Genomic DNA, 23,169 nt, shown 5'->3' on the forward strand with positions numbered 1-23,169 from the left:
GGTGGGCTGGCAGGGCGGTATCGCGTTCATGGCCACCAATCTCCTGACCAAAATTTTCGGCAGTCGCAACGACCGCCTGCTCAAGCAATACAGCAAGACCGTCGAGCGGATCAATGCGCTTGAGCCGGAGTTCGAAAAGCTCAGCGACGACGAGCTGCGCGCCAAGACCGAGGAGTTCCGCACCCGGGTCGCCGGCGGCGAGGCGCTCGACGACATGCTGGCCGAGGCGTTCGCGGTGGTGCGCGAGGGCTCCAAGCGGGTCATGAAGATGCGCCACTTCGACGTTCAGCTGCTGGGCGGCATGGCGCTGCACAACGGCAAGATCTCCGAAATGGGCACGGGCGAGGGCAAGACGCTGACGGCCACGCTGCCGGTCTACCTCAACGCATTGACCGGGCGCGGCGTCCACGTGGTGACGGTCAACGACTACCTGGCCAATCGCGACGCGCAGTGGATGGGCAAGCTGTACAACTTCCTGGGCCTGACGGTGGGCGTGAACCTGCCCAACATGCCGCGCGAAGCCAAGCAGGCGGCCTATCGCTGCGACATCACCTACGGCACCAACAACGAATTCGGCTTCGACTACCTGCGTGACAACATGGTCTACGAGGTGGCGGACCGGGTGCAGCGCGGCCTGAACTACGCCATCGTCGACGAGGTGGACTCGATCCTGATCGACGAGGCCCGCACGCCGCTGATCATCAGCGGCCAGGCCGAAGACCACACCGAGATGTACATCGCCATGAACAAGGTGGTGCCGCTGCTGACCAAGCAGGAGGGCGAGGCCGACCCGCGCACCGGGGAGGGCATCACCAAGCCGGGCGACTTCACGGTGGACGAGAAGAGCCACCAGGTGTTCCTGACCGAGCAGGGCCACGAGAACGCCGAACGCATCCTGTTCAACCTCGGGATGATTCCCGAGGGTGCGACGCTGTACGACCCGGCCAACATCACGCTGATGCACCACCTGTACGCGGCGCTGCGGGCCAACCGGCTCTACTTCCGCGACCAGCACTATGTGGTGCAGGCGGGCGAAGACGGCAACCAGGAAGTGGTGATCGTCGACGAATTCACCGGCCGCCTGATGGCGGGCCGGCGCTGGAGCGACGGCCTGCACCAGGCCGTGGAAGCCAAGGAAGGCGTGCCGATCCAGGCCGAGAACCAGACGCTGGCCTCCATCACCTTCCAGAACTACTTCCGCCTTTACGGCAAGCTCGCCGGCATGACCGGCACGGCCGACACCGAGGCCTACGAGTTCCAGGAGATCTACGGGCTGGAGACCACCGTGATCCCGCCGAACCGGCCGAGCCGCCGCGACGACCAGCTCGACCGGGTCTACAAGACCACGCGCGAGAAGTACGAGGCGGCGATCAAGGACATCCGCGAGTGCTACGAGCGCGGCCAGCCGGTGCTGGTCGGAACGACGTCGATCGAGAACTCCGAAATCATCGACGAGCTCCTGAACAAGGAAAACCTGCCCCACCAGGTGCTCAACGCCAAGCAGCACGCGCGCGAAGCGGACATCGTGGCCCAGGCCGGCCGGCCCAAGATGATCACCATCGCCACCAACATGGCCGGCCGCGGCACCGACATCGTGCTGGGCGGCAACGTGGAGAAGGCGGTCGAGGCGGTGGAGGCCGACGAATCGCTGGACCCGGACGCCAAGGCGAAGAAGATTGCCGAACTGCGCGAGCAGTGGACCAAGGACCACCAGACCGTCACCGCGCTGGGCGGCCTGCGCATCATCGCCACCGAGCGCCACGAGTCGCGCCGCATCGACAACCAGCTGCGCGGCCGCTCCGGGCGCCAGGGCGACCCGGGCTCGTCGCGCTTCTACCTGAGCCTGGACGATCCGCTGATGCGCATCTTCGCCGGCGACCGGGTCAAGGCGATCATGGAGCGGCTGAAGATGCCCGACGGCGAGGCCATCGAGGCCGGCATCGTCTCGCGCAGCATCGAGAGCGCCCAGCGCAAGGTGGAAGCGCGCAACTTCGACATCCGCAAGCAGCTGCTGGAATACGACGACGTCTCCAACGACCAGCGCAAGGTGATCTACCAGCAGCGCAACGACATCCTGGACGCGGCCGACCTGTCGGCCCAGATCGCGTCGCTGCGCGAGGGCTGCTTCACCGACCTCACGCACCAGTTCGTCCCGCCCGAATCGGTCGAGGAACAGTGGGACCTGGCGACACTGGAAAAGTCGCTGTCCGAGGAGTGGGGCGTGCCCATCTCGCTGCAGGCGCTGGTGCAGGGCGCCAGCTCCATCACCGACGACGAAGTGCTGGAGAAGGTGCTGCACGAGGCCAACCAGGCCTTCGAACGCAAGGTGCAGCAGATCGGGCCGGAGAATTTCACCCAGTTCGAGCGCATCGTCCTGCTGCAAAGCATCGACACCCACTGGCGCGAGCACCTGTCGGCGCTCGACTACCTGCGCCAGGGCATCCACCTGCGCGGCTACGCGCAGAAGCAGCCCAAGCAGGAATACAAGCGCGAAGCCTTCGAGCTGTTCGGCCAGCTGCTCGATTCGGTGAAGAACGAAGTGACCAAGCTGCTGATGACGGTCAAGGTGGAATCGGGCGAGCAGCTCGAGCAGGCGGCCGAGGACCTGGAAAACCGGGCAGAGCGGATCGCCAACGTGACGTACACGGCGCCGACCGAAACCGGCGAAGTGGAAACGCTGGTGGACCAGAGCACGGCCCGGCCGACCGGCTCGGCGGCTTTCGACGAGCAATACGCGCGCGTCGGCCGCAACGATCCCTGCCCTTGCGGCAGCGGCAAGAAATACAAGCAGTGCCACGGCAAGCTGGCCTGACCCGTCAGCCCGGGTCTTCTTACACTTAGTATCAAAAGATCCGGCTAGCAACATTCACCCCCTGTCATTGTTGACAGGGGGTGAATGACGCAACTAATCGTTTCAGCCTTCAATGGGTGCACAGCAATACCTGGTGCACCAATGGAAGTCCTTCACAAGCCGGTTTCGGCGAGCGCCGCTCGTCGCCCTATCCTGTCCGCGCGTCTGCAGCAACGCATCGAAACCCAGTTTTCGGCGCGCCTGCGGGACGAGTGGGGCGGCAGATTCGTCACCCACGGCAAGAGCCCCGACACGAATGACGTGCGCCTGGACGGCAACGATTACCTGGCGATCACGGGCCATCCGGAGATCGTCCAGGCGCAACTGAGCTCGCTGCGCAGCGACCGGGAATTCGTGCTCCAGTCCGGCGTGTTCCAGCTGGAAGGCAACAGCGCGTGGCAGCTCGAACGGGCTTTTTGCGACTGGCTGGGCGTCGAGGACGGACTGCTCTGCCAGTCCGGCTACACCGCCAATCTCGGGCTGCTGCAGGTGGTGGCCGATGCCGACACCCCGGTCTACATGGACAGCCTGGCCCACATGTCGCTCTGGGAAGGGGCGCGGGCCGCGAACGCGCCGGTCCATGCGTTCCGCCACAACGACCCGGCCCACCTGGCGAAGGTCATGGCCCGCCATGGGCCGGGCCTCGTCGTCGTCGACTCGGTCTACAGCACCACCGGCGCGCTCTGTCCCCTGGTGCAGATCGTGGAGGCTGCCGAAGCCGCTGGCTCGATGATCCTGGTGGACGAATCGCACTCGGTCGGCACCCACGGGCCGGCCGGCGCCGGCTTGTGCGCGCAGCTGGGGCTGACCAGCCGGGTGCAGTTCATCACCTGCAGCCTGGCCAAGGCATTCGCCGGCCGGGCCGGCTTCTTTTCGATGCCGGCGCAACTGCGCAACTACCTCATGTGCCACAGCTTTCCCAGCATCTTCAGCTCCTGCCTGTTGCCGCACGAGGTGGCCGGCCTGCGCGCCACGCTGGAAGTGGTCAAGCGCAGCGACGATGCCCGCCGCAAGCTGTTCGCGAACACCCTCCGGCTGCGCGGCAGCCTTTCCGACGCGGGCTATCCGATCCACCAGGGCAGCGAGCAGATCATCTCGCTGGAAGCCGGACTGGAGTTGGACACGCTGGCCTTGCGCGACGCGCTGGAAGCGCAGGGGGTGATCGGCAGCGTGTTCTGCGCGCCGGCCACCAGCCGCAACCGCGCGATGGTGCGGTTGACGCTCAATGCCGGACTGACCGAGGCGGAGCTGAGCCACGTCGAATCCGCGGCCCGGGTCGTCGCGGCCAAGGTGAAGCCCTGGGAATGGCCGATCGCCAGGCGCAACCGCGCGCAGCCGGCCTAGGGGCTGGCGGCTAGCCTTGCACGAAGCGGGGCTCCTGGCGCGCCAGCCAGTTCGAGTAGCTGTTCACCGGGTCCGGCGCGTGCGGCGGATCGATGGTGAACAGCGCGCCCAGCAGGCCCTCGCCCTGTCCGACCGGATGCGCCTGCATCAGCTGGGGCGGGCCGCGGCGCCCCAGCGCCTGCCGCAGTTCCAGGTCGGCCAGCCGGCGGCCGGAGCGGATCTCGTCCAGGCCAGCGGCGGGCACGCCTTCGATCTCGGCCAGTTCCGCCAGCGCGTTCAGGCCTTCGCGCGTTTCCAGCTGCAGCCAGCTGACATGGCCGGCGCTGTCCATCCCGAGCACGCCGAACGGCTGGCCGATCACCACGTGTTCGATCCAGTGCTTGGCGGCAAAGGCCTTGAGGTCGCGCCCCGCCGCGGCCCCGCGCAGCAATGCGTTCTGCTCGGGGCTGAGCGTCACGCGCCAGGTCTGCTCGTGGCGCGCGTTCGGCGTGGCCAGCAGCTGTTCGACGGCGTCGATCAGCCGGCGCGAAATGTCGGGCGTCTGCTTGGCGATGAACTGGTCGATCAGCCCGCGGTTGAAGGCGCGCACCGCCACCTGTTCGTCGGCCTGGCCGGTCAGCAGCACCCGCGCGCCAGGCCAGTCCATCAGCTCGCCCAGCGCCTGCAGGCCGTCCATGCCGGGCATCGAGTAGTCGACGACGCAGACGCGCGTGAGTGCGTAGCGCTCGGTGTACTTGGACCAGTACCCCAGGATCTGCGGAATCAGCGGCTTGCCCTCGCGCCATTCGGTGATCAGCTGCTGCTGGTTCCACGCGTCGGCTTCCCAGAACGGCGGCTCCTGCTGCAGGTAGTTGATGCACTCCGCCGGCCGCATGAACAGCTTCACGTGCCAGCGCTTGGGCAGCACCAGCGCCAGCATCTCCAGGTAGTCCGGGTCGTCGTCGAGGAAGACCACCGTGCCGGGGCGGTGAAAGAGGGGAAAGCTCATCGCTGATCCTGTGGTCGGGGGGCTTGTTCTTGGGAGTGGGTCATTGTGCTAGGCCAGCAGCGGCAGTTCAATTGTGAAGATGGCGCCGCGCGCCGGTTCGGATTTCACGCGGATGGTGCCGCTGGCGCCCTGGACAACGCGCTGGCAGAAGGCCAGGCCCAGCCCGTGGCCGGTGCCGCGGTCGGTCGAAAAGAAGGGTTCGAAGATGCGCGGCTGCAGCGCCGGGTCGATGCCGACCCCGCGGTCGTTGACAACGATCCGGCCGCGGCTGTGCAGCGTGCCGACCTCGACCAGCAGGTCGCCCGGATGGCTGGCGGTGGTGGCCGCGGCCAGCGAGCGCAGCGCGTTCTTCAGCAGGTTGTCGATCACCTGCGCGAACAGCGCGTGCGAGCCTTCGAACAGGAAGTCGCGCCGCACCAGCACCTGGACGCATTCGCGCTCGCGGGTGCTGCGGTACGGGTAGTCCGAGACCGCCTGGCGCACCAGGTCGGCGGCGGAGATCGTCTCCTTGTGCACCGGCAGCCGCATCAGGCGGGCGTTGGCGATCTGCATGTCGATCTGGTGGTTCATGTTGCGCACCAGCGTGTTCAGGCGCGCGCCGAGCTTGTCCAGCTTCTGGGCCGAGGCTTCGCCGCCTTCCCCGGTCTCGGTGCGCACCGCGTCGCCGATCAGCGACATGGTGGCCAGCGGCGTGCGCAGTTCGTGGGCCATGATGCCCATGGTGCCCAGCGTATAGTTCAACTGCTCGCGCCGCAGGTTCGACGAGGAGATGCCCAGCACCAGGCCCATGAACCAGCTGAAGGCCAGCACCACGATGTTGGTCAGCACCTGCGTCATCGGCATGTCGGCCGCGGGCGGGCCGAAGGCGATGAACGCCACCCAGGCCAGCGCCACGCCGGAGACGCTGCCCAGGGTCGCGATCCGCCAGTCGGTCAGCTGGTAATAGATCAGGAACATCGCGCCAAGGCTGGCCAGCCAGACCGTGTTGCCGCTGTTGCAGAAGTACATCCACGAAAAGAACAGCGGCAGCGTCAGCCAGAAGATGCCGGTGAACGTGGCGGCGGAAGCGCGGCTGGGCGGCGTGGCGCTGAACTGCGGAAACACCAGCAGGCTCAGTCCGAGCACGCTCATGATCAGCCGCAGCACCAGGCTCTCGTACGGCTGCGGCAGCAGCTTGCCCCAGATCCAGTAGAACAGCGGGTGCCCCAGGGCGGTGGACAATCCAAGTGCACGGATGCGCCAGCGGGACGGATGCAGCACCGGTTCGAGCAGCGGGCGGACCACCGCGTTGGATGCCCACGATTGAAGCAGCCCGGTTCCACTGGCATAAAGCGCACGTATCGACAAATGTTTCCCTCTTCCCCAGGCCAGCACTCGCTCCGATGAGCGGCGAAGAATGGTGATATTGTCTCAGCCGCGGCAGAAAGGCGATTCAAATGCCCCTTGGGGTCCCTGTTAACTTTGACAGCGTCAGCCTCGATGGCATCCTCAGCGACTGGATCGCGGCCCTGCGGGAGTTCTCGGTGGAAGCGGTGGTGATCCTCGGTCCCGACCCGTTCGGCGGCAGCGAGGACCGCGAGGTTGTCGCCGTGCATCCGCCCGTGCTGGCCGAAGCGGCCAATGCGCTGGCGGCGAGCCGCGACTTCGGAGCGCCGTGGCGCGACTCGGATGCGCCGCTGGTGGCCTGGCAGTACATCGCCAAATCGGACCACCTGGGCACCAGCCGCTGGCGCCAGCTGTGGCTGGCGCACGGTTATCAGACGGTGGTCCGGGTCGAGTTCTCGCTGCCCGCCGGCCGCGCCTTCGAGTGCTTCATGTTCAGCCCGCGCGAGCTGACGGACCGCGCCGAAGCGGCGTCGCTGGCATGGTCCGCGCTCAACATCTGGCCGCTGGTCAAGCGCTCGATCGCCCAGGCCCGTTCCACCCTGAGCCCGCGCGAGCGGGAGTGCCTGGTGCTGGCGTTCCAGGGCCTGACGGCGCGCGAGAGCTCGCTGCGCCTGAGTTGCACGGAGCGCACGGTGAACTACCACCTGGCCAATGCGATGGGCAAGCTGAAGGTGGACAACAAGATGGCGGCAATACAACGCGCATGCTGGATCGGCGCCCTCTGAGCGGGCTGTCGCAGGTGCTAGCGGGTATATTGCGGTCGAAGGGGAACCCATGGACGAGTCCGATCGCACAGCATCCCTGATGTCTCCCGCCAAGCTGGCGCAGCTCAAGCCCAAGCCGGCCACCACGCCGGCGGCGTGGCTCACCCAGATGGCGGCCGACGCCGGCCACATGCACGTCAAGCGCATCGCGGAACTGGGCGAGTTGCTGCGCGCCAAGGCGCGGCTGCCCGGGCTGGCGGCGGTCGCCAGCCGGCTGGAGAAGCTGGCCGACGACCTGCCGGACCTCGATTTTTCGCTGCTGGAGCCGCGTGGCCTGTGGGCCCGCGCGCTGGGCAAGAGCAAGGGCAGCGGGTCGGAGTTCGCCCACCGCTTCGAGGAAGTCGGCGGCGAGGCGGCCGAGATCGCGGCAACGGCGATGTCGCTGGGGTCGGAGCAGAAGGCCGATGCGGCGCCGCTCGAACGTGCCCTGGTGGAACTGGAAGTGGAATTCCGCGCCGTGGAGAAGATCATCGACCAGGGCGCGCGCTGGCTGCAGGACATGCGCAACCAGATCAAGTTGCGTCAGGCCGCGGCCACCGACCCGCAGGCCCGCCGCGCCGTGCTGGAAGACTCGGCCCGCTGCGACATCCTGGTCGACCGCCTCAAGATGCTGCGCGCGCTGTGCAACGCCTGTGCGCCGGTGCCCGACCTGGTCCGGGCCTATCTCCACAAGCGGGACGCGCTGCTGCAGGCCCTGCACAAGTCGCTGGTCTCGGAGGTCGACGACTGGCACGGCGTGCTGGCACCGGTGGCGGCCGTCGCCGCCGAAGGCCAGAACCCGGCCCAGGGCATCGAGCCCCAGCTGGAGGCACACAAGGACCTGGAAAAGACGGTGGGCAAGGCCGTTTCCGCCTGCCAGCAGCTGCTGGGACAGGAGCAGGAGCTGGCCGCCAGCCTGGCTGCCCTGAGCGCCACGCAGTTCTCCGGCTGAGGGATCATGGGCTTCCTGGCCATCGACGTCGGCAACACGCGCCTGAAATGGGCGCATTACGCCGCCGCCGAGCCGGGTGCGAAGCTGCTGGCCCACGGCGCCGAGTTCCTGGAGAACATCGACCACCTGCCCGAGCGGGAATGGGCTGGCCTGCCGCGGCCCGACCGCATGCTGGGCTGCATCGTGGCGGCCGACGCGGTGCGCCGGCGGGTGGAGGAAGACCTGGCGGAGCTGTGGGACCTGCCCGCGCAATGGGTCGTGCCGGCCGCTTTCGAGGCCGGCGTGACCAACGGCTACGACCACCCGGCCCGGCTGGGGGCCGACCGCTGGGTGGCCATGATCGGCGCCTGGCACAGGGCGCTGGCCACCGGCCCGGCACGGCCGCTGGTGGTGGTGATGGTCGGCACCGCGGTGACGGTGGAGGCGGTGGATGCCAGCGGCCGCTTTCTCGGCGGCTTCATCCTGCCGGGCCACGGCATCATGCTGCGGGCGCTCGAATCCGGGACGGCGGGCCTGCATGTGCCGACCGGCGAGGTGCGCGAATTCCCGACCAACACCAGCGACGCCCTCACCAGTGGCGGCACCTACGCGATCGCCGGCGCCGTGGAGCGCATGGTGCAGCATGTCCGCCAGCACTGCGGCACCGAGCCGGCGTGCTTCATGACCGGCGGGGCGGGCTGGAAGATGGCGCCGAGCATGTCGGTCAAGTTCGAGCTGGTAGACAGCCTGATCTTCGACGGCCTGCTGGAGATCGCCCGCCAGCGCTTCAGGCCGTGACTGGCGCGCCCAGGCCGTCGGCGGCCTGGACCAGCGCTTCGCGTGCCTGGGCCACCACCTGCTCCTTCCACGCGTCGGTGTCGGTGTAGAACGCCTCCCTGACCTGGCCGCGGATCTGCGCAACGAGCGCCGGCGCGGCCTGCGGATTGCGCTGCAGCCACTGCTCGGCGCGCAGCGAGTGCAGGGTCTGCATGACCGGCACGGTTCCGTATTCCATCGCCATGCCGGTGTATTGCGCCTGCGGGCATTCCTCGTATGCGGCCTGGAACATCATGCCGGTGAGGAACGACGAGGTGGAGGAGCCGTCGTAGATCGACGTCACCGGCGTCTTGCCGTCACCATTCCACCAGCGGCGCGCCCGCTCCAGCGTGGCGGCATCGTCGCGGGCCGCATAGATGCGTTCCCCGACCCCGGGGGCGCCCAGCCCGGTGTGGATGTCGATCCAGGCGATGCGGGCGGCGCGCCGGCCGTGGGCGCGCAGCACCTCGCGCACCGCCTTGTTGCTCCAGGATGCCTCGGTGCCGCCGTAGAACAGGCCGTCCGGGAAGTCGTGCTGGCCGCGGCTGACGGCTGCCTGGTAGGCCGCTTCGCCCCGGGACCGGACGAAGCTGGCGAGTTCGGCATTGTTGGCGGCGCCCGGGGGCCACTCCCGCGGCAACAGCAGTTCCTGGACTTCGCGATAGGCCTCGTTGGCCGGCAGCGGGAGGCTGAAGTCGTGGAAATTGCGGTTCAGGTCGACGTTCTCGTGCGTGGTGCGGCGCAGGTGCGAAAAGCCGTACGGGTTCAGGCCGTGGATGTACAGCACGGCGACACCCTGCGCCTTCGCGTGCTCGCGCCAGCGTGCATCGCGCAGCGCCGCCACCTGCACGCCGCTGCCGCAGAAGCCCTCGACCCCGTGGCAGGCGCTCGACAGGATCAACAGCGCGGCCGCATCCGCAGGGCCGTCGCGCGCCACGTCCATCGCCAGCGGCTCGCCGTCGATGCCCTTGAGCGGGTGCGGCTTCGATTCGACCGCCAGCCCGGCGCCGGCGGCCGCATCCAGGAACTTGCGGCGGGCTTCGGCGTAGGAAGCCGCGAAGGCTTGCGCGGCCGCGCTCATGCGCGTTCGCGGGCCAGCCAGGCCTGCGCCAGCCGCACCCAGTAGGTGGCACCCAGCGGGATCAGGTCGTCGTTGAAGTCATAGCTGGGGTTGTGCAGCATGCACGGCCCGCCGCCGTGGCCCATCTCGCGGTGGCTGCCGTCGCCGTTGGCGATGAAGCAGTACGCACCGGGCTTGGCCTGCAGCATGTAGGCGAAATCCTCGGCGCCCATGGTGGGCTCCTGCACATCGACGTTGCCGTCGCCGACGATGGATGCCATCACCTTGCGGGCGAACTCCGCCTCGGCCGGGGAGTTGACCGTCGGCGGATAGTTGCGCACGAATTCGAATTCGCAGCCGGCGTCATGGGCGGCGCAGACGTGTTCGGCGATCTGCTTCATGCGCTTCTCGATCAGGTCCAGCACCTCCAGCGAGAAGGTGCGCACCGTGCCCTGCAGTTCGCAGCTGTCGGGAACGACGTTGGTGGCTTCGCCGGCGTGGATCATGGTGACCGAGATCACCCCGGCGTCGATCGGCTTCTTGTTGCGGCTGATGATGGTCTGGAACGCCTGCACCATCTGGCAGGCCACCGGCACCGGGTCGATGCCGTTGTGGGGCAGGGCGGCGTGGCTGCCCTTGCCGCGGATGACGATCTTGAATTCGTTGGAAGAGGCCATCACCGGGCCGGCGCTGACGGCGAACCGGCCCACCTGCGTGCCCGGCCAGTTGTGCATGCCGAACACCGCGTCCATCGGGAACTGCTCGAACAGGCCGTCCCTGATCATCTCGCGGGCGCCGCCGCCGCCTTCTTCCGCCGGCTGGAAGATCAGGTAGACCGTGCCGTCGAAGTCGCGGTTCTTCGCGAAGTGCTGGGCCGCGGCCAGCAGCATCGCCACATGGCCGTCGTGGCCGCAGGCGTGCATCTTGCCCTGGTTGCGGCTGGCGTGGCTGAAGGTGTTGAACTCCTGCATCGGCAGCGCGTCCATGTCGGCGCGCAGGCCGATCGCCCGCGAACTGGTGCCCGCCTTCACGATCCCGACCACTCCGGTCCGGCCCAGGCCCCGGTGAACGGGGATGCCCCAGTCGGTCAGCTGCTTGGCCACCACGTCGGCGGTGCGGTTCTCCTCGAAGCACAGTTCGGGATGGGCGTGGATGTCGCGCCTGATGGCCGCGATCGACGCGGCCTGGGTGACGATGGAGTCCAGGATGTTCATGGCTGATTGGCTGAAGACGTCGGACCCGCCAGTCTATCGCCCCGCAGCGGCCCGGCCCGGATATCCGCGAGAATGAATGCATGGAAAACACCTCCCTGTCCCCGCGCGCGCTGGAACTGGCGCAGACCCTGGTGCGCATGAACACGGTCAGCGCCAACTCCAACCTCGCGCTGATTCATTTCATCCGTGACGAACTCAAGCGGCTGGGCGTCTCCGCCCGGCTGACCTACAACGCCGACAAGACCAAGGCCAACCTGTTCGCCACGCTGGGCGAGGGCAAGCCCTCGGGGGTGATCCTGTCGGGCCACACCGACACCGTGCCGTGGGACGGCCAGGACTGGAGCGTCGACCCGCTGGGCGCCGAGGTCCGCGACGGCAAGCTGTTCGGCCGCGGCAGCGCCGACATGAAGAGCTTCATCGCGCTGGCGCTGGCGCATGCGCCGCTGTTCCTGGAAAGCAAGGCGCCGTTCGCGATCCACTTCGCGTTCAGCTACGACGAGGAGGTGGGCTGCTTCGGCGTCAAGGGCCTGATCGCCGACATGCGCGACGCCGGCGTCAGCCCGCTGGCCTGCATCGTCGGCGAGCCCACCAGCATGGTGCCGGCCATCGCCCACAAGGGCGTGTACCGCTACCGCTGCTGCGTGCGCGGCAAGGAAGCCCATTCGTCGCTGACGCCGCAGTCGGTCAACGCGATCGAAGTGGCGGCCCGCATGGTGGTCAAGGTCAGGGACATGGCCGATGGCTTCCAGCGCGACGAACCGCGCTACGAGGGCTTCGACGTGCCGTTCTCCACGGCCAGCGTCGGCCAGTTCCACGGCGGCATCGCCGACAACGTGGTGCCGCGCGACGCGGAGTTCCGCTATGAATTCCGCGACCTGCCGACCGCCGACGTCGGGGCGATGCAGGCCGAAGTGGTCGGATACGCGCGTTCGCTCGAACCGATGATGAAGAAGGTGGCGCCGGAGACCGGCATCGAGTTCGAGACCATCTGCGAGATCCCCAGCTTCCTGGGCTCGGCGGCCGACCAGGTCACGCGCATGGCGCAGCGGCTCTCGGGGGAGCAGGGCACCACGCTGGTGGCCTTCGGCACCGAGGCCGGAATCTTCCGCAAGTCCGGCATCCCGACGGTGGTGTGCGGGCCCGGCAGCATCCTGCAGGCCCACCAGCCGGACGAATACGTCAGCCTCGAGCAGTTGTCACGCTGCCAGGCCTTCCTGCGCGGCCTGGCGGCCACGCAGGAAATCGGCTGACGCCCAGGCGCTCGGGCTTACTTGGTCGGAGCGGGGGCCGGTGCCGGCGGCAGCTTGTCGCCGATCTTGTCGCCGGTGTTGCGCATTGCGTCCGCCATCTTGTGGCCGGTGCGCTTGACGGCGCGCTTGGTCTTCTTGGCGACGCGCTTGGTGGCCCGGGCCGGACGCGAGTCCTCGGCCTTCTGGATCACGGCCATCTTCGGCTTGTTCGGGTTGGCCGCGTTCGGGTCGTTCGGGTAAGCCTCGCCGGCCTTGTTGGTGTTCGAATTGGTCGGGCCGGTCGGGTTGGCCGACTGGGCGCCGGCGTTCATTGCGAACGCCGCTGCGCTCAGGGCCAGGATCGCCGAAGCGCTGCGCAGGAATTTTTGGGTGGACATGACTGCCTCTTTCTGTGGATGAGCCAGAAGTATCGGGCCCATCGCCAGCCAAAAGCGCGATCCTCAGCCGTCGGCCGCCAAAATCGATTCCTGCTGACAGCCCTGTAGGCGCCCACTGACAGGAAAACGGTCAGGTGCGAACCCTGCCGTCGCCCGTGAGCATCGACAACTCGACGAACGACGATGCGACGTGGTCGGCCGGCGACAGCGACACCGAGAACCCGCCATACGACTGGCTGCCCAGCGATTCCAGGCCCGCGATCAGCGATTCGCGGCTGGGCTTGCTGCCGGCGCGGCGCAGGCCGTCGGTCAGGACCTTGGCCGCCAGGTAGCCTTCCATGCTGGAGAAGTTGGCCTGGTAGTCGCCGCCGGCCTTCTTCACCGCATCGACGAATTCGCGCGCGATCGGGCGCGCCGGGTTGTACGGCGACGGCATCACCTGCGACACCACGATGCCGGCGCCGTCCTTGCCCAGCTCGTCGGCCAGGGCCTGGGTGCCGACGAAGGACACGTTGTAGAACGTTCCGCCATAGCCGCCCTTGCGGGCCGTGCGGATGAAGGCCGCGCAGGCCTTGTAGGCCCCGACCTGGACGATCGCGTCGGGGTGGGCGTCGACCAGGGTTTTCACCGCAGCCGCCACTTCCACCGAGTTGCGCTCCACCGTCGCCAGGGCGATCGGCTTGAGGCCCAGCTTGCCCAGGGCCAGCTGCACCCCGTCCAGGCCGGCCTTGCCGTAGGCATCGTTCTGGTAGAAGACCGCGATCTTCTTCAGCCCCAGGGTGGTGAGCTGCTTGACGATCAGCGCGGTCTCGTCGTTGTACGACGCACGCACATGGAAGGCGTAGCGGTTGCCCGGGTGGCGCAATGCCATCGCGCCGGTGAACGGGCCGAAGAAGGGCGTGCGGGCGGCCGTGGCCAGCGGCAGCGCCGCCACGCTGGTGGGCGTGCCGACGTAGCCGAACAGGGTGAAAGCGTCTTCCGCGAGCAGCTTGCGGGTGTTCTCCGCGCAGCGGTCTGGCTCGTAGCCGTCGTCCATGTGCACCAGCTCGACCGGGCGATGGGCAATTCCTCCCTGCGCGTTGACCTGGTCGAAGTAGAGGCGAGCGCCGAGGTTGAGCTGGATTCCCAGCTGGGCGGCCGGGCCGGTGAACGGAGCCGACTGGCCCAGCAGGATCCGGTCGCTCTGGGCGCGCACGGCGGGCGCCCCCACGACTGCTAAGGAGCCGAGGGCCCGCGAGAACTGGCGACGATTGAGCATGAAGAATTATCCCTTCTGACCCGGTGGGAACCTAGCGAATTGCTGCCGCCGCCCAAAGCCCCGTCGCATCCGCCCCACCACCGGGCCGGATACGATGGGCGGATGGCCAGTTTCAGCTCTCCCCCCGTGCTCACCGAACCTGGCGTCGACCAGGCGATCCGCGGCGCCTGCCCGCACGATTGCCCGGATACCTGCGCGCTGGTGACGACCGTGCGCGACGGTATCGCGATCAAGGTGCAAGGCAACCCGGCCCACCGCCCCACCGATGGCGTGCTGTGCACCAAGGTCTCGCGCTACGCCGAGCGCAGCTACCACCCCGAGCGGCTGCTGCAGCCGCTCAGGCGGACGGGCCCCAAAGGTTCGGGCCGCTACCAGCCGGTCGGCTGGGACGAGGCGCTGGCCGACATCGCCGCGCGCCTGCAGGAGATCGCCGCCCGCGACCCGCAGGCGATCCTGCCCTACAGCTATTGCGGCACCATGGGACTGGTCCAGGGCGAAGGCATGGCTGCGCGCTTCTTCCACAAGCTTGGCGCCTCGCTGCTGGACCGCACCATCTGCGCCAGCGCCGGCGGCGAGGCGCTGACCCAGACGCTGGGCGGCAAGGTCGGCATGAAGGTGGAGTTCTTCGCCGAATCGAAGCTGATCGTGATCTGGGGCAGCAACTCGATCACCAGCAACCTGCATTTCTGGCGGCTGGCGCAGGCGGCCAAGCGCGATGGCGCCCGGCTGGTCTGCATCGATCCGCGCCGCACCGAGACCGCCGAGAAATGCCACGAGCACATCCAGCTGCGTCCGGGCACCGACGCCGCACTGGCGCTGGCCGTGATGCGCGAGCTGGTCGTCAACGACTGGCTGGACCACGACTACATCGGGCGCCACACGCTGGGCTGGGAAGGCCTGCGTGAACGCGCCATGCTCTGGACCGCCGAGCGCGCGGCGCAAGTCTGCGGCATTCCCGTGCAGCAGATCCGCGACCTGGCGCGCGACTGGGGCACCACCAAACCGGCGGCCATCCGCCTGAACTACGGCATGCAGCGGGTGCGCGGCGGCGGCAACGCGGCCCGCGCCATCGCCTGCCTGCCGGCGCTGACCGGCGCCTGGCGGCACCGGGCCGGCGGCCTGCTGCTCTCGAGCTCGGGCATGTTCCCGGTCGACAAGGCGACGCTGCAGCGGCCGGACCTGCTGGCCGGGCGCACGCCGCGCACGATCAACATGGTCACGATCGGCGACGACCTGTTGCGGCCCTCCTCGCCGCAGTTCGGCCCGCGCATCGAGGCCCTGGTGGTCTACAACTCCAACCCGGTCGCAGTGGCGCCGGAATCGGCGCGGGTGGTGCAAGGCTTCGCGCGCGAGGACCTGTTCACCGTGGTGCTGGAGCAGTTCCAGACCGACACCGCCGACTATGCGGACTACATCCTGCCGGCCACCACCCAGCTCGAACACTGGGACATCCACACCTCCTACGGCCACACCGATGTGCTGCTGAACCGGCCGGCCGTGGCGCCGCTGGGCCAGGCCCGGCCGAATTCGGCGGTGTTCCGCGAACTGGCCGCGCGCATGGGCTTCGACGAACCCTGTTTCGCCGACGGCGACGAAGCGATGTGCCGGCAGGCCTTCGGCGACCGCGTGGATTACCAGCAGCTGCTGGAGCAGGGCTTCGCCACGCTGCAGATTCCGCAGGCTCCATTCGCCGAAGGCAGCTTTCCGACGCCGTCGGGCAAGTGCGAGTTCTTCAGCGAGCGGCTGGCGCGCCAGGGCATGGATGGACTGCCGGACCATGTGCCGAACCACGAGGTGGCTGGTTCGTCCGCGCGCCATCCGCTGGCGATGATCTCCCCGCCGGCACGCAACTTCCTCAATTCCACCTTCCCGAACGTGCGCAGCCTGCGCGACATCGAGGGCGAGCCGCTGCTGGAAATCAGCCAGGACGACGCCGCGGCCCGCGGCATCGCCTCGGGTTCCATCGTGCGCGTGTTCAACGACCGCGGCGAATACCGCTGCAAGGCGATGGTGTCCGGGCGGGCCCGGCCCGGCGTCGTCAACGGGCTGGGGATCTGGTGGCGCAAGCTCGGCCTGGACGGCACCAACGTCAACCAGCTCACCAGCCAGAAGCTCACCGACATGGGGCGCGCGCCGGTGTTCTACGACTGCCTGGTCGAAGTGCAGCCGGCGTGAGGGCCAAAGTCGCAATGGGCCTGGCAGCGGTCGCGGCGGTGGCCGCAACCCTGTGCCTGACGGGCTGTTCCACCGCCGGCTATTACTGGCAGTCGGCCACCGGCCACCTGCGCCTGATGAGCGCCGCCCGGCCGATCGCCGACTGGCTCGACGACAGCGCTTCGCCCGAGCGCCTGAAGGCCAGGCTGGCCCTGAGCCAGCGCATCCGCAGCTTCGCCGTCACCGAGCTGAAGTTGCCCGACAACCCGAGCTACCGCCGCTATGCCGACCTGCATCGCAATGCCGCGGTGTGGAACGTGGTCGCCGCGCCGGAGTACTCGCTCAAGCTCAAGACCTGGTGCTTTCCGGTGACCGGCTGCGTCGGCTACCACGGCTATTTCGACGAGAAGCGGGCCCAGGCCGAGGCACAGCAGCTCAAGGCACAAGGGCTGGAGGTCTCGGTGTATCCGGTGCCCGCGTATTCGACGCTGGGCTGGATGAACTGGGCCGGCGGCGATCCGCTGCTCAACACCTTCATCAACTATCCCGAGGGCGAGCTTGCGCGCCTGATCTTCCACGAGCTCGCGCACCAGGTGGTCTATGCCAGCGGCGACACCACCTTCAACGAATCCTTCGCCACCGCCGTGGAGCGGCTGGGCAGCGCGGCGTGGCTGGCCCAGGCCAGCCACGCCGCGCGCACCGAATACGCGGACTTCGACGGCCGCCGCAACCAGTTCCGCGCCCTCACGCAGGCCACCCGGCGGCGGCTGGCCGCGGTCTACGGGGAAGGGCCCGCGGCCTGGCCGAGCAAGGCGATGGCCGCCGACAAGCGCGCGACGCTCGAGGAGTTCCGCCTCGAGTACGCGCGTCTGAAGGCGAGCTGGGGCGGCGATCCGGCCCGCTGGCGCGGCTACGACCGCTGGGTCGAGCAGGCCAACAACGCGGCCTTCGGGGCGCAGGGCGCCTACGACGACCTGGTACCGGGCTTCGAGGCGCTGTTCCGCCGCGAGGGCAGCAACTGGAAGCAGTTTTATGATGCGGTCAAACGGCTGGCCGCCCTGCCGACAGAACAACGACACGCAACGCTCAAGGAGATGGCCGGTGCCTGACATCCACATCCAACGCGACCACGACCTGGGGCTGGCGCAGGCGCGCAAGCTGGCCTTTCGCTGGGCCGAACTGGCGCAGGAGAAGTTCGACATGGCCTGCAGCTACGAGGAGGGCAAGGCCGCGGACCTGGTGACTTTCAGCCGCTCCGGCGTCAACGGCGAACTGAAGGTGACGGGCGATGCGTTCGTGCTGGACGCCCGGCTCGGCTTCCTGCTCGGCGTGTTCAAGGAGCGCATCGAGACCGAGATCGTCAAGAACCTCGACGAGCTGCTGGCGCAGGAGGAGCCCCTGAAGGCCCTGGACGTCGCGGTCGCCAGGCACGGCGCCAAGGCCGCCAAGACGGCGGCGAAGAAACCCGCCGCCAAGAAGAAGGCCTGAGCACACGCGGGCCATGCAGGCAACCCCAGCCCCCGCAGCCGGCGGTCCGCTCGCCGGCATCAAGGTCCTCGAGCTGGGCCAGCTGATCGCCGGCCCGTTCGCGGCCAAGACGCTGGGCGACTTCGGCGCCGACGTCGTCAAGATCGAGCCGCCGGGAACCGGCGACCCGCTGCGCAAGTGGCGCCTGCTCAAGGGCGGCACCTCGCTGTGGTGGCAGGTGCAGTCGCGCAACAAGCGGTCGGTGGCACTCGACCTGAAGCAGCCGGCGGCGCAGGAGATCGTGCGCAAGCTGGCGGCCGAGGCCGACGTGCTGATCGAAAACTTCCGGCCCGGCGCCATGGAAGGCTGGGGCCTGGGGCCCGACCAGCTGCTGGAGATCAACCCGCGGCTGGTCATGCTGCGCATCAGCGGCTATGGGCAGAGCGGGCCTTACCGCGACAAGCCGGGCTTCGGCGTGGTGGCCGAGGCCATGGGCGGCCTGCGCCACCTGACGGCGGAACCGGGCCGGGTGCCGGTGCGCGTCGGCGTGTCGATCGGCGACACGCTGGCGTCGCTGCACGGCGTGATCGGCGTGCTGATGGCGCTGCACCATCGCCATGCCTCGGGCAAGGGCCAGGTGATCGACGTCGCGCTGTACGAGGCGGTGTTCAACTGCATGGAAAGCCTGCTGCCGGAATACAGCGCGTTCGGCGCCGTCCGCGGCCCGGCCGGCAGCGCCTTGCCCGGCATCGCCCCCACCAACGCGTACCAGTGCCGGGACGGCGGCTATGTGCTGGTCGCCGGCAACGGCGACAGCATCTACCGGCGCCTGATGGCGGCCATCGGCCGCAGCGACCTGGGGGAGGATCCGGCCCTGGCCGACAACGCCGGCCGCGTCCGGCGGGTGGACGAGATCGACGCCGCGATCGGCGCTTGGGCGGCGCTTCACAGCGTCGACGAAGCGCTGGCGATGATGGATGCCGCGCAGGTGCCGGCGGGAAAGATCTACACCGTCGCCGACATCGCGGCCGACCCGCATTACAAGGCGCGGGGGATGCTGGAGCAGGTGACTCTTGCCGACGGCAGCACCGTGGCCGTGCCCGGCATCGTGCCCAAGCTGTCCCTGACGCCCGGCGGCCATCGGCGCAATGCGCCGGACCTCGGCCAGGACACGGACAGCGTGCTGCGGGAGATCGGCCTGACGGCGCAGCAGATTGCAGCGCTGAAGGAGCGCGGCATCGTCGCCGGCGGCGCGGGACTCAGCTGAGCGACTCGATCAGGTCGACGTACTGCTGCATCGCGGCGTCCTTGGCCGTGCCCTTCAGGCCGTTCCAGGCGTCCCACTTGGCGCGGCCGACCATGTCGCTGAAGCCAGGCTTCTTGTCGGTGACATCGCCTGCGGTCGCCTGCTTGTACAGGCCATAGAGCTTGAGCAGGGTGGCGTTGTCCGGCCGCTCGGACAGGCTCTTGGAGTTGGCGACGGCGGCGTCGAAGGCGGCTTGGAGATCGGCCATGTGAAGGTCCCTGGAAGTGTGAGCCGATCTTAAGGCGTCACTTTTCCTTCATCTTCAGGCTCAGGAACTCGGCTTCGTAGTCCTTGGCGAGCGACAGCTTCTGCGCCTCCGTCAGCACCTTGCCGGCCTCCTGGAAGAACTTGTTTTCTTCTTCCTTCAGGTGGTGCTCCACCTTCTCGCACAGCTTGCGCGCGCCGGCCATCCAGCCGGGCGCATTGAGCTCCTGGCCTTCCAGGTCTTCCACCATCTCGTCCATCTGGTGGTGCTCGGAGATCGCGTGGCGCGAGGCGTTGACCGTCGAATCGTGCTCGAACAGCGGAATGTAGAAGCAGCGTTCCTCCGCGGTTTCGTGGGCCCTGAGCTCGCGCTTGAGCTCCAGGAAGATGGCGTGCCGCTCGGTGCCCTGCGGCTCGCTGGCCAGCAGGCGGGCGGCCAGGGCGCGCTGGGTTTCGTGGCTGACGCGGAGCGCTTCGAAGATGTTCATGGGCCGCAAGTCTGGGCCACGGCTGTGCTTGCCCTTGTAGGCGCGAACCGCGATTTGCTGCGCGATTCGGGCAAGCCGCCGTCAGTCGTCCAGTTCGGACCGGGCCATCTCCACTTCCAGCCGCTCCTTGGCGTCCATCGGCTTGCTCTTGGCGGCCTGCTCGTACAGCTTGGTCGCTTCCTTCATCTTGCGGTCGCCTTCCAGCATGACCAGGCCGTTGGCGTATTCGATCATGGCGATCGCCGACCCCGGGTTCAGCTTGAGGCCGTCCTGGAACAGCCGCAGCCCGGTGTCCTTGTTGGCGCCGTGCGTCATGCCGCCGATCAGGCTGCCGACCTTGTCGATCACCTCCGCATGGAACGCGCCCAGCGCGATGCAGGCGTCGGCGTGCCGGGGCTGCAGCTTGATCGCGCGTTCCAGCGATTCCTTGACCTTGTTGCCCAGGCCCTGCGCCAGCGCGCGGGCGACGCTGATGCCCTGGCTGTAGCGCCCGAGCGCATAGGCCTGCCAGTACCATGCGTTGGGGTTCCTGGCATCGGCGGCGGCCTGCGCCTCGGCGCGCTGCGCCACCTCCAGCAGCAGATCCAGCTTGGTCTTTTCCTTCTTCTCCAGGTAGTTGGCGTAGATGCAGGTGGCCTTGTTGGCCACCGTGATGCCGTCGCCGCCGGCCTGCAGGCCGGCCTGCGCCGCCTGCTGGAAGTCCCCGCTGTGGAACAGCGCCCAGGCGGCCAGCACGGCCTCGTCGCGCGGCAGCGGCTCGGCGTCGCCGGCGTGCAGCCGCGCCCAGTCGTTGCGCACCGACGCCGCGTCGAACGGATACTCGCCCAGGTGGGGAAAGGCGGTCCATTTGGCCATGAGGATCTCCTTTGTGTCTCAGCCGCCGTCGCTGCCGCTGTAGGCTCCCACCAGCCCCAGCAGGTGAATGCGCTGGCCCTGTTCCAGATAGGGTAGCAGCAGATTGAGGACATGGTGCGCCCCGCGCAGCATTGCCAGCTGCGCGCTCTCCGGTTCCAGCGCGCGCCTGGGATCGCGCACGTACTCGTAACTCAACCAGTAAGTCAGCACCACGACCATGCAGGTCGCGGTGGCATCGAGCTCGCGCGAGTCGATCGCCAGCGAGCCGGCCCGGCTCATGCCGTCGAGCATCGCCCTGACGGCGCGCGTCTTGTTCTTCAGCACCTGCTGGAATTGCGTCTCCAGCCGCCGGTTCTTCGACAGCAGGTCGTTCAGGTCGCGGTACAGGAAGCGGTATTGCCAGATCAGCTCGAACAGCGAATGCATGAAGAACCAGCTGTCCTCCACATCGGCGACGTCGCCGCCGGCCTGCAGCAGCTCGTTCAGGCTGGCCTCGTACCGATCGAACAGGGCGTTGATCAGTTCGTCCTTGGCCGGGTAGTGGTAGTACAGGTTGCCGGGGCTGATCTTCATCTCGGCCGAGATCAGCGTGGTCGAGACGTTCGGTTCGCCGAAGCGGTTGAACAGCTCGAGGCTGACCTCCAGGATCCGCTCGGCGGTTCGGCGCGGCGCCTTCTTGGCCATGCGTCAGGCGCCGTCGCGCAAGGAGGGGTGCGGGTTCGCGGGGCTGGCCATGAAGCCAGTTTAGGGCGCGGACCCGGCGCCCCATGCTGCAACGCAGCAACGGTCGGCGCTCAGGCCGACTTGCGCGCAGGCTTGCGTTTGGCCGCTGCCGGCGGCGCGGTCTTCTGCGCCGCGCGCTTGGCGGCGGAAGGACGGGACGCGAGCTTGCCGAGGTTTCGATTGAGTTCGTCGATGCGCGCGCTCAGGGTCTCGATGTCGCTGGCCGTCGGCACGCCGAGATTCTTCAGCGCCTTGGCGACCCGGTCTTCGAAGATGGTCTCGAGCTTGTCCCAGCCGCCCGAGGCCTTGGAGGAGATCTCGGTGGCGAACGAGCTCATCTTGCTGGTGGCCTCGGAGATCTTCTCGCCGGCGGCGGCCTGGGTCTTGCGCTGCATGGTCACGCCTTCCTTGACCAGCGTGTCGAACACCTTGCTGCCTTCTTCCTGCGCCTTGGCGAAGGCGCCGAGGCCGGCCAGCCAGATCTGCTGCGCCGACTCCTTCACCGTGCTGGAAAAATCGGGGGGAAAGCCGCCGGCCGGACTGTCGGCGCCGGGCGTCTTGGATTTCGTGACCATGGGAGTGCTCCTTTGATTCGGCGCGGAACCGTCCGCGCAACGCATCGGCCCACTCTAGCCGCGCGCCGTCCCGGTGTTTAGGTGTTGCTTTCTAACGCCCGCCCGAAGCACCGTCCGGGCGGCCCGGATGGGGGCGGCGGCAGCGGCCCCATAATTGAAGGCTAAGCAACAAAGGGCTGGAAGCGGCTTCCGGGCGCCTTCCGCTAACGGCAGGACGGTGCGGTCTCGCGCAGGCCCGGCAGCGCCGGGCGGGCATCCGGGATCCGTAAAGCTGTCAAGCTGGAGCAGCTGGTCGACATGACATGACGAATCGAAAAGGCATCATCCTCGCCGGGGGGTCCGGCACGCGGCTGCACCCCGCCACGCTGGCCATCAGCAAGCAGCTGCTGCCGGTGTACGACAAACCGATGATCTATTACCCGCTCAGCACGCTGATGCTGGCGGGCCTGCGCGACGTGCTGGTGATCAGCACGCCGCAGGACACGCCGCGCTTCGAGCAGCTGCTGGGCGACGGCTCGCAATGGGGCATGAACATCCAATACGCGGTGCAGCCCCAGCCCGACGGCCTGGCCCAGGCCTTCCTCATCGGCGCCCGCTTCATCGGCAATTCCCCCAGCGCGCTGGTGCTGGGCGACAACCTGTTCTACGGCCACGATTTCGCGCCCCTGCTGGCGCAGGCGGACCAGCGGCCCGATGGCGCGACGGTGTTCGCCTATCACGTGGGCGATCCGCACCGCTATGGCGTCGTCGCTTTCGACAAGACCGGCAAGGCCAGCAGCATTGAGGAGAAGCCCTCCCAGCCCAAGAGCAATTTCGCCGTGACCGGCCTGTATTTCTACGACCGCCACGTGACCGAGATCGCGCGGACGGTCCGGCCCAGCGTGCGTGGCGAGATGGAGATCACCTCCATCAACCAGACCTACCTGGAGCAGGGCGGCCTGAGCGTGCAGGTGATGCAGCGCGGCTATGCCTGGCTGGACACCGGCACCCACGAGAGCCTGCTGGAAGCCAGCCAGTTCATCGCCACGCTGGAGCACCGGCAGGGCCTGAAGATCGGCTGTCCGGAGGAGATCGCGTGGCGCCAGGGCTTCATCGGGGCGGAGCAGCTGGAGCGGCTGGCCCAGCCCATGGCCAAGACCAGCTACGGGCAGTACCTGCTGCGCCTGCTGAAGTGAAACG

The 23,169-nt window shown here is 68.1% G+C and carries 22 protein-coding genes; 11 read left to right on the plus strand and 11 right to left on the minus strand.

Annotated elements, in window-relative coordinates:
* The first annotated feature begins 28 nt into the window (after positions 1-28).
* Together secA and cqsA are read left to right on the plus strand one after the other, a co-directional pair.
* Positions 29-2,812, plus strand: a complete 2,784-nt coding sequence (gene secA / locus ACFPOE_RS23240) for a preprotein translocase subunit SecA (RefSeq protein WP_376852725.1) — start codon at positions 29-31, stop codon at positions 2,810-2,812.
* 141 nt (positions 2,813-2,953) lie between these two features.
* Positions 2,954-4,195: an alpha-hydroxyketone-type quorum-sensing autoinducer synthase gene (gene cqsA / locus ACFPOE_RS23245; RefSeq protein WP_376852726.1), complete on the plus strand. Its 1,242-nt coding sequence runs from the start codon at positions 2,954-2,956 to the stop codon at positions 4,193-4,195.
* 10 nt (positions 4,196-4,205) lie between these two features.
* Here the strand turns inward: cqsA and ACFPOE_RS23250 are convergent, their stop codons facing one another.
* Both ACFPOE_RS23250 and ACFPOE_RS23255 read right to left on the minus strand, forming a co-directional pair.
* A complete protein-coding gene (locus tag ACFPOE_RS23250; RefSeq protein WP_376852727.1) occupies positions 4,206-5,183 on the minus strand; it encodes a DNA-binding transcriptional response regulator in 978 nt (325 codons plus the stop codon).
* Positions 5,184-5,231: 48 nt separating this feature from the next.
* On the minus strand, positions 5,232-6,404 hold the full coding sequence (locus ACFPOE_RS23255; RefSeq protein WP_376852728.1) for a sensor histidine kinase: 1,173 nt from the start codon (positions 6,402-6,404) through the stop codon (positions 5,232-5,234).
* 215 nt (positions 6,405-6,619) lie between these two features.
* Here ACFPOE_RS23255 and ACFPOE_RS23260 point away from each other — a divergent pair, with 215 nt between their 5' ends.
* From ACFPOE_RS23260 to ACFPOE_RS23270, 3 genes are all read left to right on the plus strand, one after another.
* The gene (locus ACFPOE_RS23260; RefSeq protein WP_376852729.1) at positions 6,620-7,294 is read left to right on the plus strand and encodes a helix-turn-helix transcriptional regulator; all 675 of its coding nucleotides are present in this window, start codon (positions 6,620-6,622) and stop codon (positions 7,292-7,294) included.
* Positions 7,295-7,373: 79 nt separating this feature from the next.
* Entirely contained in the window at positions 7,374-8,264 is an 891-nt protein-coding gene (locus ACFPOE_RS23265; protein WP_376852730.1) for a hypothetical protein, read from the plus strand.
* 6 nt (positions 8,265-8,270) lie between these two features.
* A complete protein-coding gene (locus ACFPOE_RS23270; RefSeq protein ID WP_376852731.1) occupies positions 8,271-9,041 on the plus strand; it encodes a type III pantothenate kinase in 771 nt (256 codons plus the stop codon).
* Here ACFPOE_RS23270 and ACFPOE_RS23275 read toward each other — a convergent pair.
* A complete protein-coding gene (locus ACFPOE_RS23275; protein WP_376852732.1) occupies positions 9,031-10,140 on the minus strand; it encodes a M14 family metallopeptidase in 1,110 nt (369 codons plus the stop codon). The genes ACFPOE_RS23270 and ACFPOE_RS23275 overlap by 11 nt on opposite strands.
* Positions 10,137-11,333 (minus strand): M20 aminoacylase family protein, encoded by a 1,197-nt coding sequence (locus tag ACFPOE_RS23280; protein ID WP_376852733.1) that lies wholly within the window; start codon positions 11,331-11,333, stop codon positions 10,137-10,139. The genes ACFPOE_RS23275 and ACFPOE_RS23280 overlap by 4 nt, the downstream gene beginning before the upstream one ends.
* Positions 11,334-11,413: 80 nt before the next feature.
* Between ACFPOE_RS23280 and argE the strand changes: the two genes are divergently transcribed.
* A complete protein-coding gene (argE, locus tag ACFPOE_RS23285) occupies positions 11,414-12,583 on the plus strand; it encodes an acetylornithine deacetylase (RefSeq protein ID WP_376852734.1) in 1,170 nt (389 codons plus the stop codon).
* A 17-nt stretch (positions 12,584-12,600) separates the two neighbouring features.
* On the opposite strand, the gene ACFPOE_RS23290 is transcribed toward argE, so the two are convergent.
* The gene (locus ACFPOE_RS23290) at positions 12,601-12,960 is read right to left on the minus strand and encodes a hypothetical protein (protein WP_376852735.1); all 360 of its coding nucleotides are present in this window, start codon (positions 12,958-12,960) and stop codon (positions 12,601-12,603) included.
* Positions 12,961-13,090: 130 nt separating this feature from the next.
* Positions 13,091-14,218 carry an ABC transporter substrate-binding protein gene (locus tag ACFPOE_RS23295; protein ID WP_376852736.1) on the minus strand — a complete coding sequence of 376 codons (1,128 nt, stop codon included), beginning with the start codon at positions 14,216-14,218 and terminating at the stop codon, positions 13,091-13,093.
* 102 nt (positions 14,219-14,320) lie between these two features.
* On the opposite strand from ACFPOE_RS23295, the gene ACFPOE_RS23300 reads away from it, so the two are divergent.
* Genes ACFPOE_RS23300 through ACFPOE_RS23315 form a run of 4 tightly spaced genes read left to right on the plus strand, consistent with a single transcriptional unit; the run spans position 14,321 to position 19,106 of the window.
* A complete protein-coding gene (locus ACFPOE_RS23300; protein ID WP_376852737.1) occupies positions 14,321-16,393 on the plus strand; it encodes a molybdopterin-containing oxidoreductase family protein in 2,073 nt (690 codons plus the stop codon).
* A 14-nt stretch (positions 16,394-16,407) separates the two neighbouring features.
* Positions 16,408-17,481 carry an aminopeptidase gene (locus tag ACFPOE_RS23305; RefSeq protein ID WP_376852856.1) on the plus strand — a complete coding sequence of 358 codons (1,074 nt, stop codon included), beginning with the start codon at positions 16,408-16,410 and terminating at the stop codon, positions 17,479-17,481.
* Positions 17,474-17,860, plus strand: coding sequence for a polyhydroxyalkanoic acid system family protein (locus ACFPOE_RS23310; protein ID WP_376852738.1), 387 nt, complete (start codon positions 17,474-17,476; stop codon positions 17,858-17,860). The genes ACFPOE_RS23305 and ACFPOE_RS23310 overlap by 8 nt, the downstream gene beginning before the upstream one ends.
* 13 nt (positions 17,861-17,873) lie before the next feature.
* Positions 17,874-19,106: a CaiB/BaiF CoA transferase family protein gene (locus ACFPOE_RS23315; protein WP_376852739.1), complete on the plus strand. Its 1,233-nt coding sequence runs from the start codon at positions 17,874-17,876 to the stop codon at positions 19,104-19,106.
* On the opposite strand, the gene ACFPOE_RS23320 is transcribed toward ACFPOE_RS23315, so the two are convergent.
* The 5 genes from ACFPOE_RS23320 to ACFPOE_RS23340 form a co-directional block, all read right to left on the minus strand.
* On the minus strand, positions 19,099-19,353 hold the full coding sequence (locus ACFPOE_RS23320) for an acyl-CoA-binding protein (RefSeq protein WP_376852740.1): 255 nt from the start codon (positions 19,351-19,353) through the stop codon (positions 19,099-19,101). The genes ACFPOE_RS23315 and ACFPOE_RS23320 overlap by 8 nt on opposite strands.
* A gap of 37 nt (positions 19,354-19,390) precedes the next feature.
* On the minus strand, positions 19,391-19,837 hold the full coding sequence (locus tag ACFPOE_RS23325) for a hemerythrin domain-containing protein (RefSeq protein WP_376852741.1): 447 nt from the start codon (positions 19,835-19,837) through the stop codon (positions 19,391-19,393).
* An 81-nt stretch (positions 19,838-19,918) separates the two neighbouring features.
* Entirely contained in the window at positions 19,919-20,692 is a 774-nt protein-coding gene (locus tag ACFPOE_RS23330; RefSeq protein ID WP_376852742.1) for a tetratricopeptide repeat protein, read from the minus strand.
* Between the two features lie 18 nt (positions 20,693-20,710).
* Entirely contained in the window at positions 20,711-21,376 is a 666-nt protein-coding gene (locus ACFPOE_RS23335; protein ID WP_376852743.1) for a TetR/AcrR family transcriptional regulator, read from the minus strand.
* Between the two features lie 110 nt (positions 21,377-21,486).
* Entirely contained in the window at positions 21,487-21,990 is a 504-nt protein-coding gene (locus tag ACFPOE_RS23340; RefSeq protein WP_376852744.1) for a phasin family protein, read from the minus strand.
* A gap of 302 nt (positions 21,991-22,292) precedes the next feature.
* Here ACFPOE_RS23340 and rfbA point away from each other — a divergent pair, with 302 nt between their 5' ends.
* A complete protein-coding gene (rfbA, locus tag ACFPOE_RS23345; RefSeq protein ID WP_376852745.1) occupies positions 22,293-23,165 on the plus strand; it encodes a glucose-1-phosphate thymidylyltransferase RfbA in 873 nt (290 codons plus the stop codon).
* The last annotated feature ends 4 nt before the right edge of the window (positions 23,166-23,169 follow it).

Source organism: Caenimonas terrae (assembly GCF_042655405.1).
GTDB classification, from domain to species: domain Bacteria; phylum Pseudomonadota; class Gammaproteobacteria; order Burkholderiales; family Burkholderiaceae_C; genus Ramlibacter; species Ramlibacter terrae_A.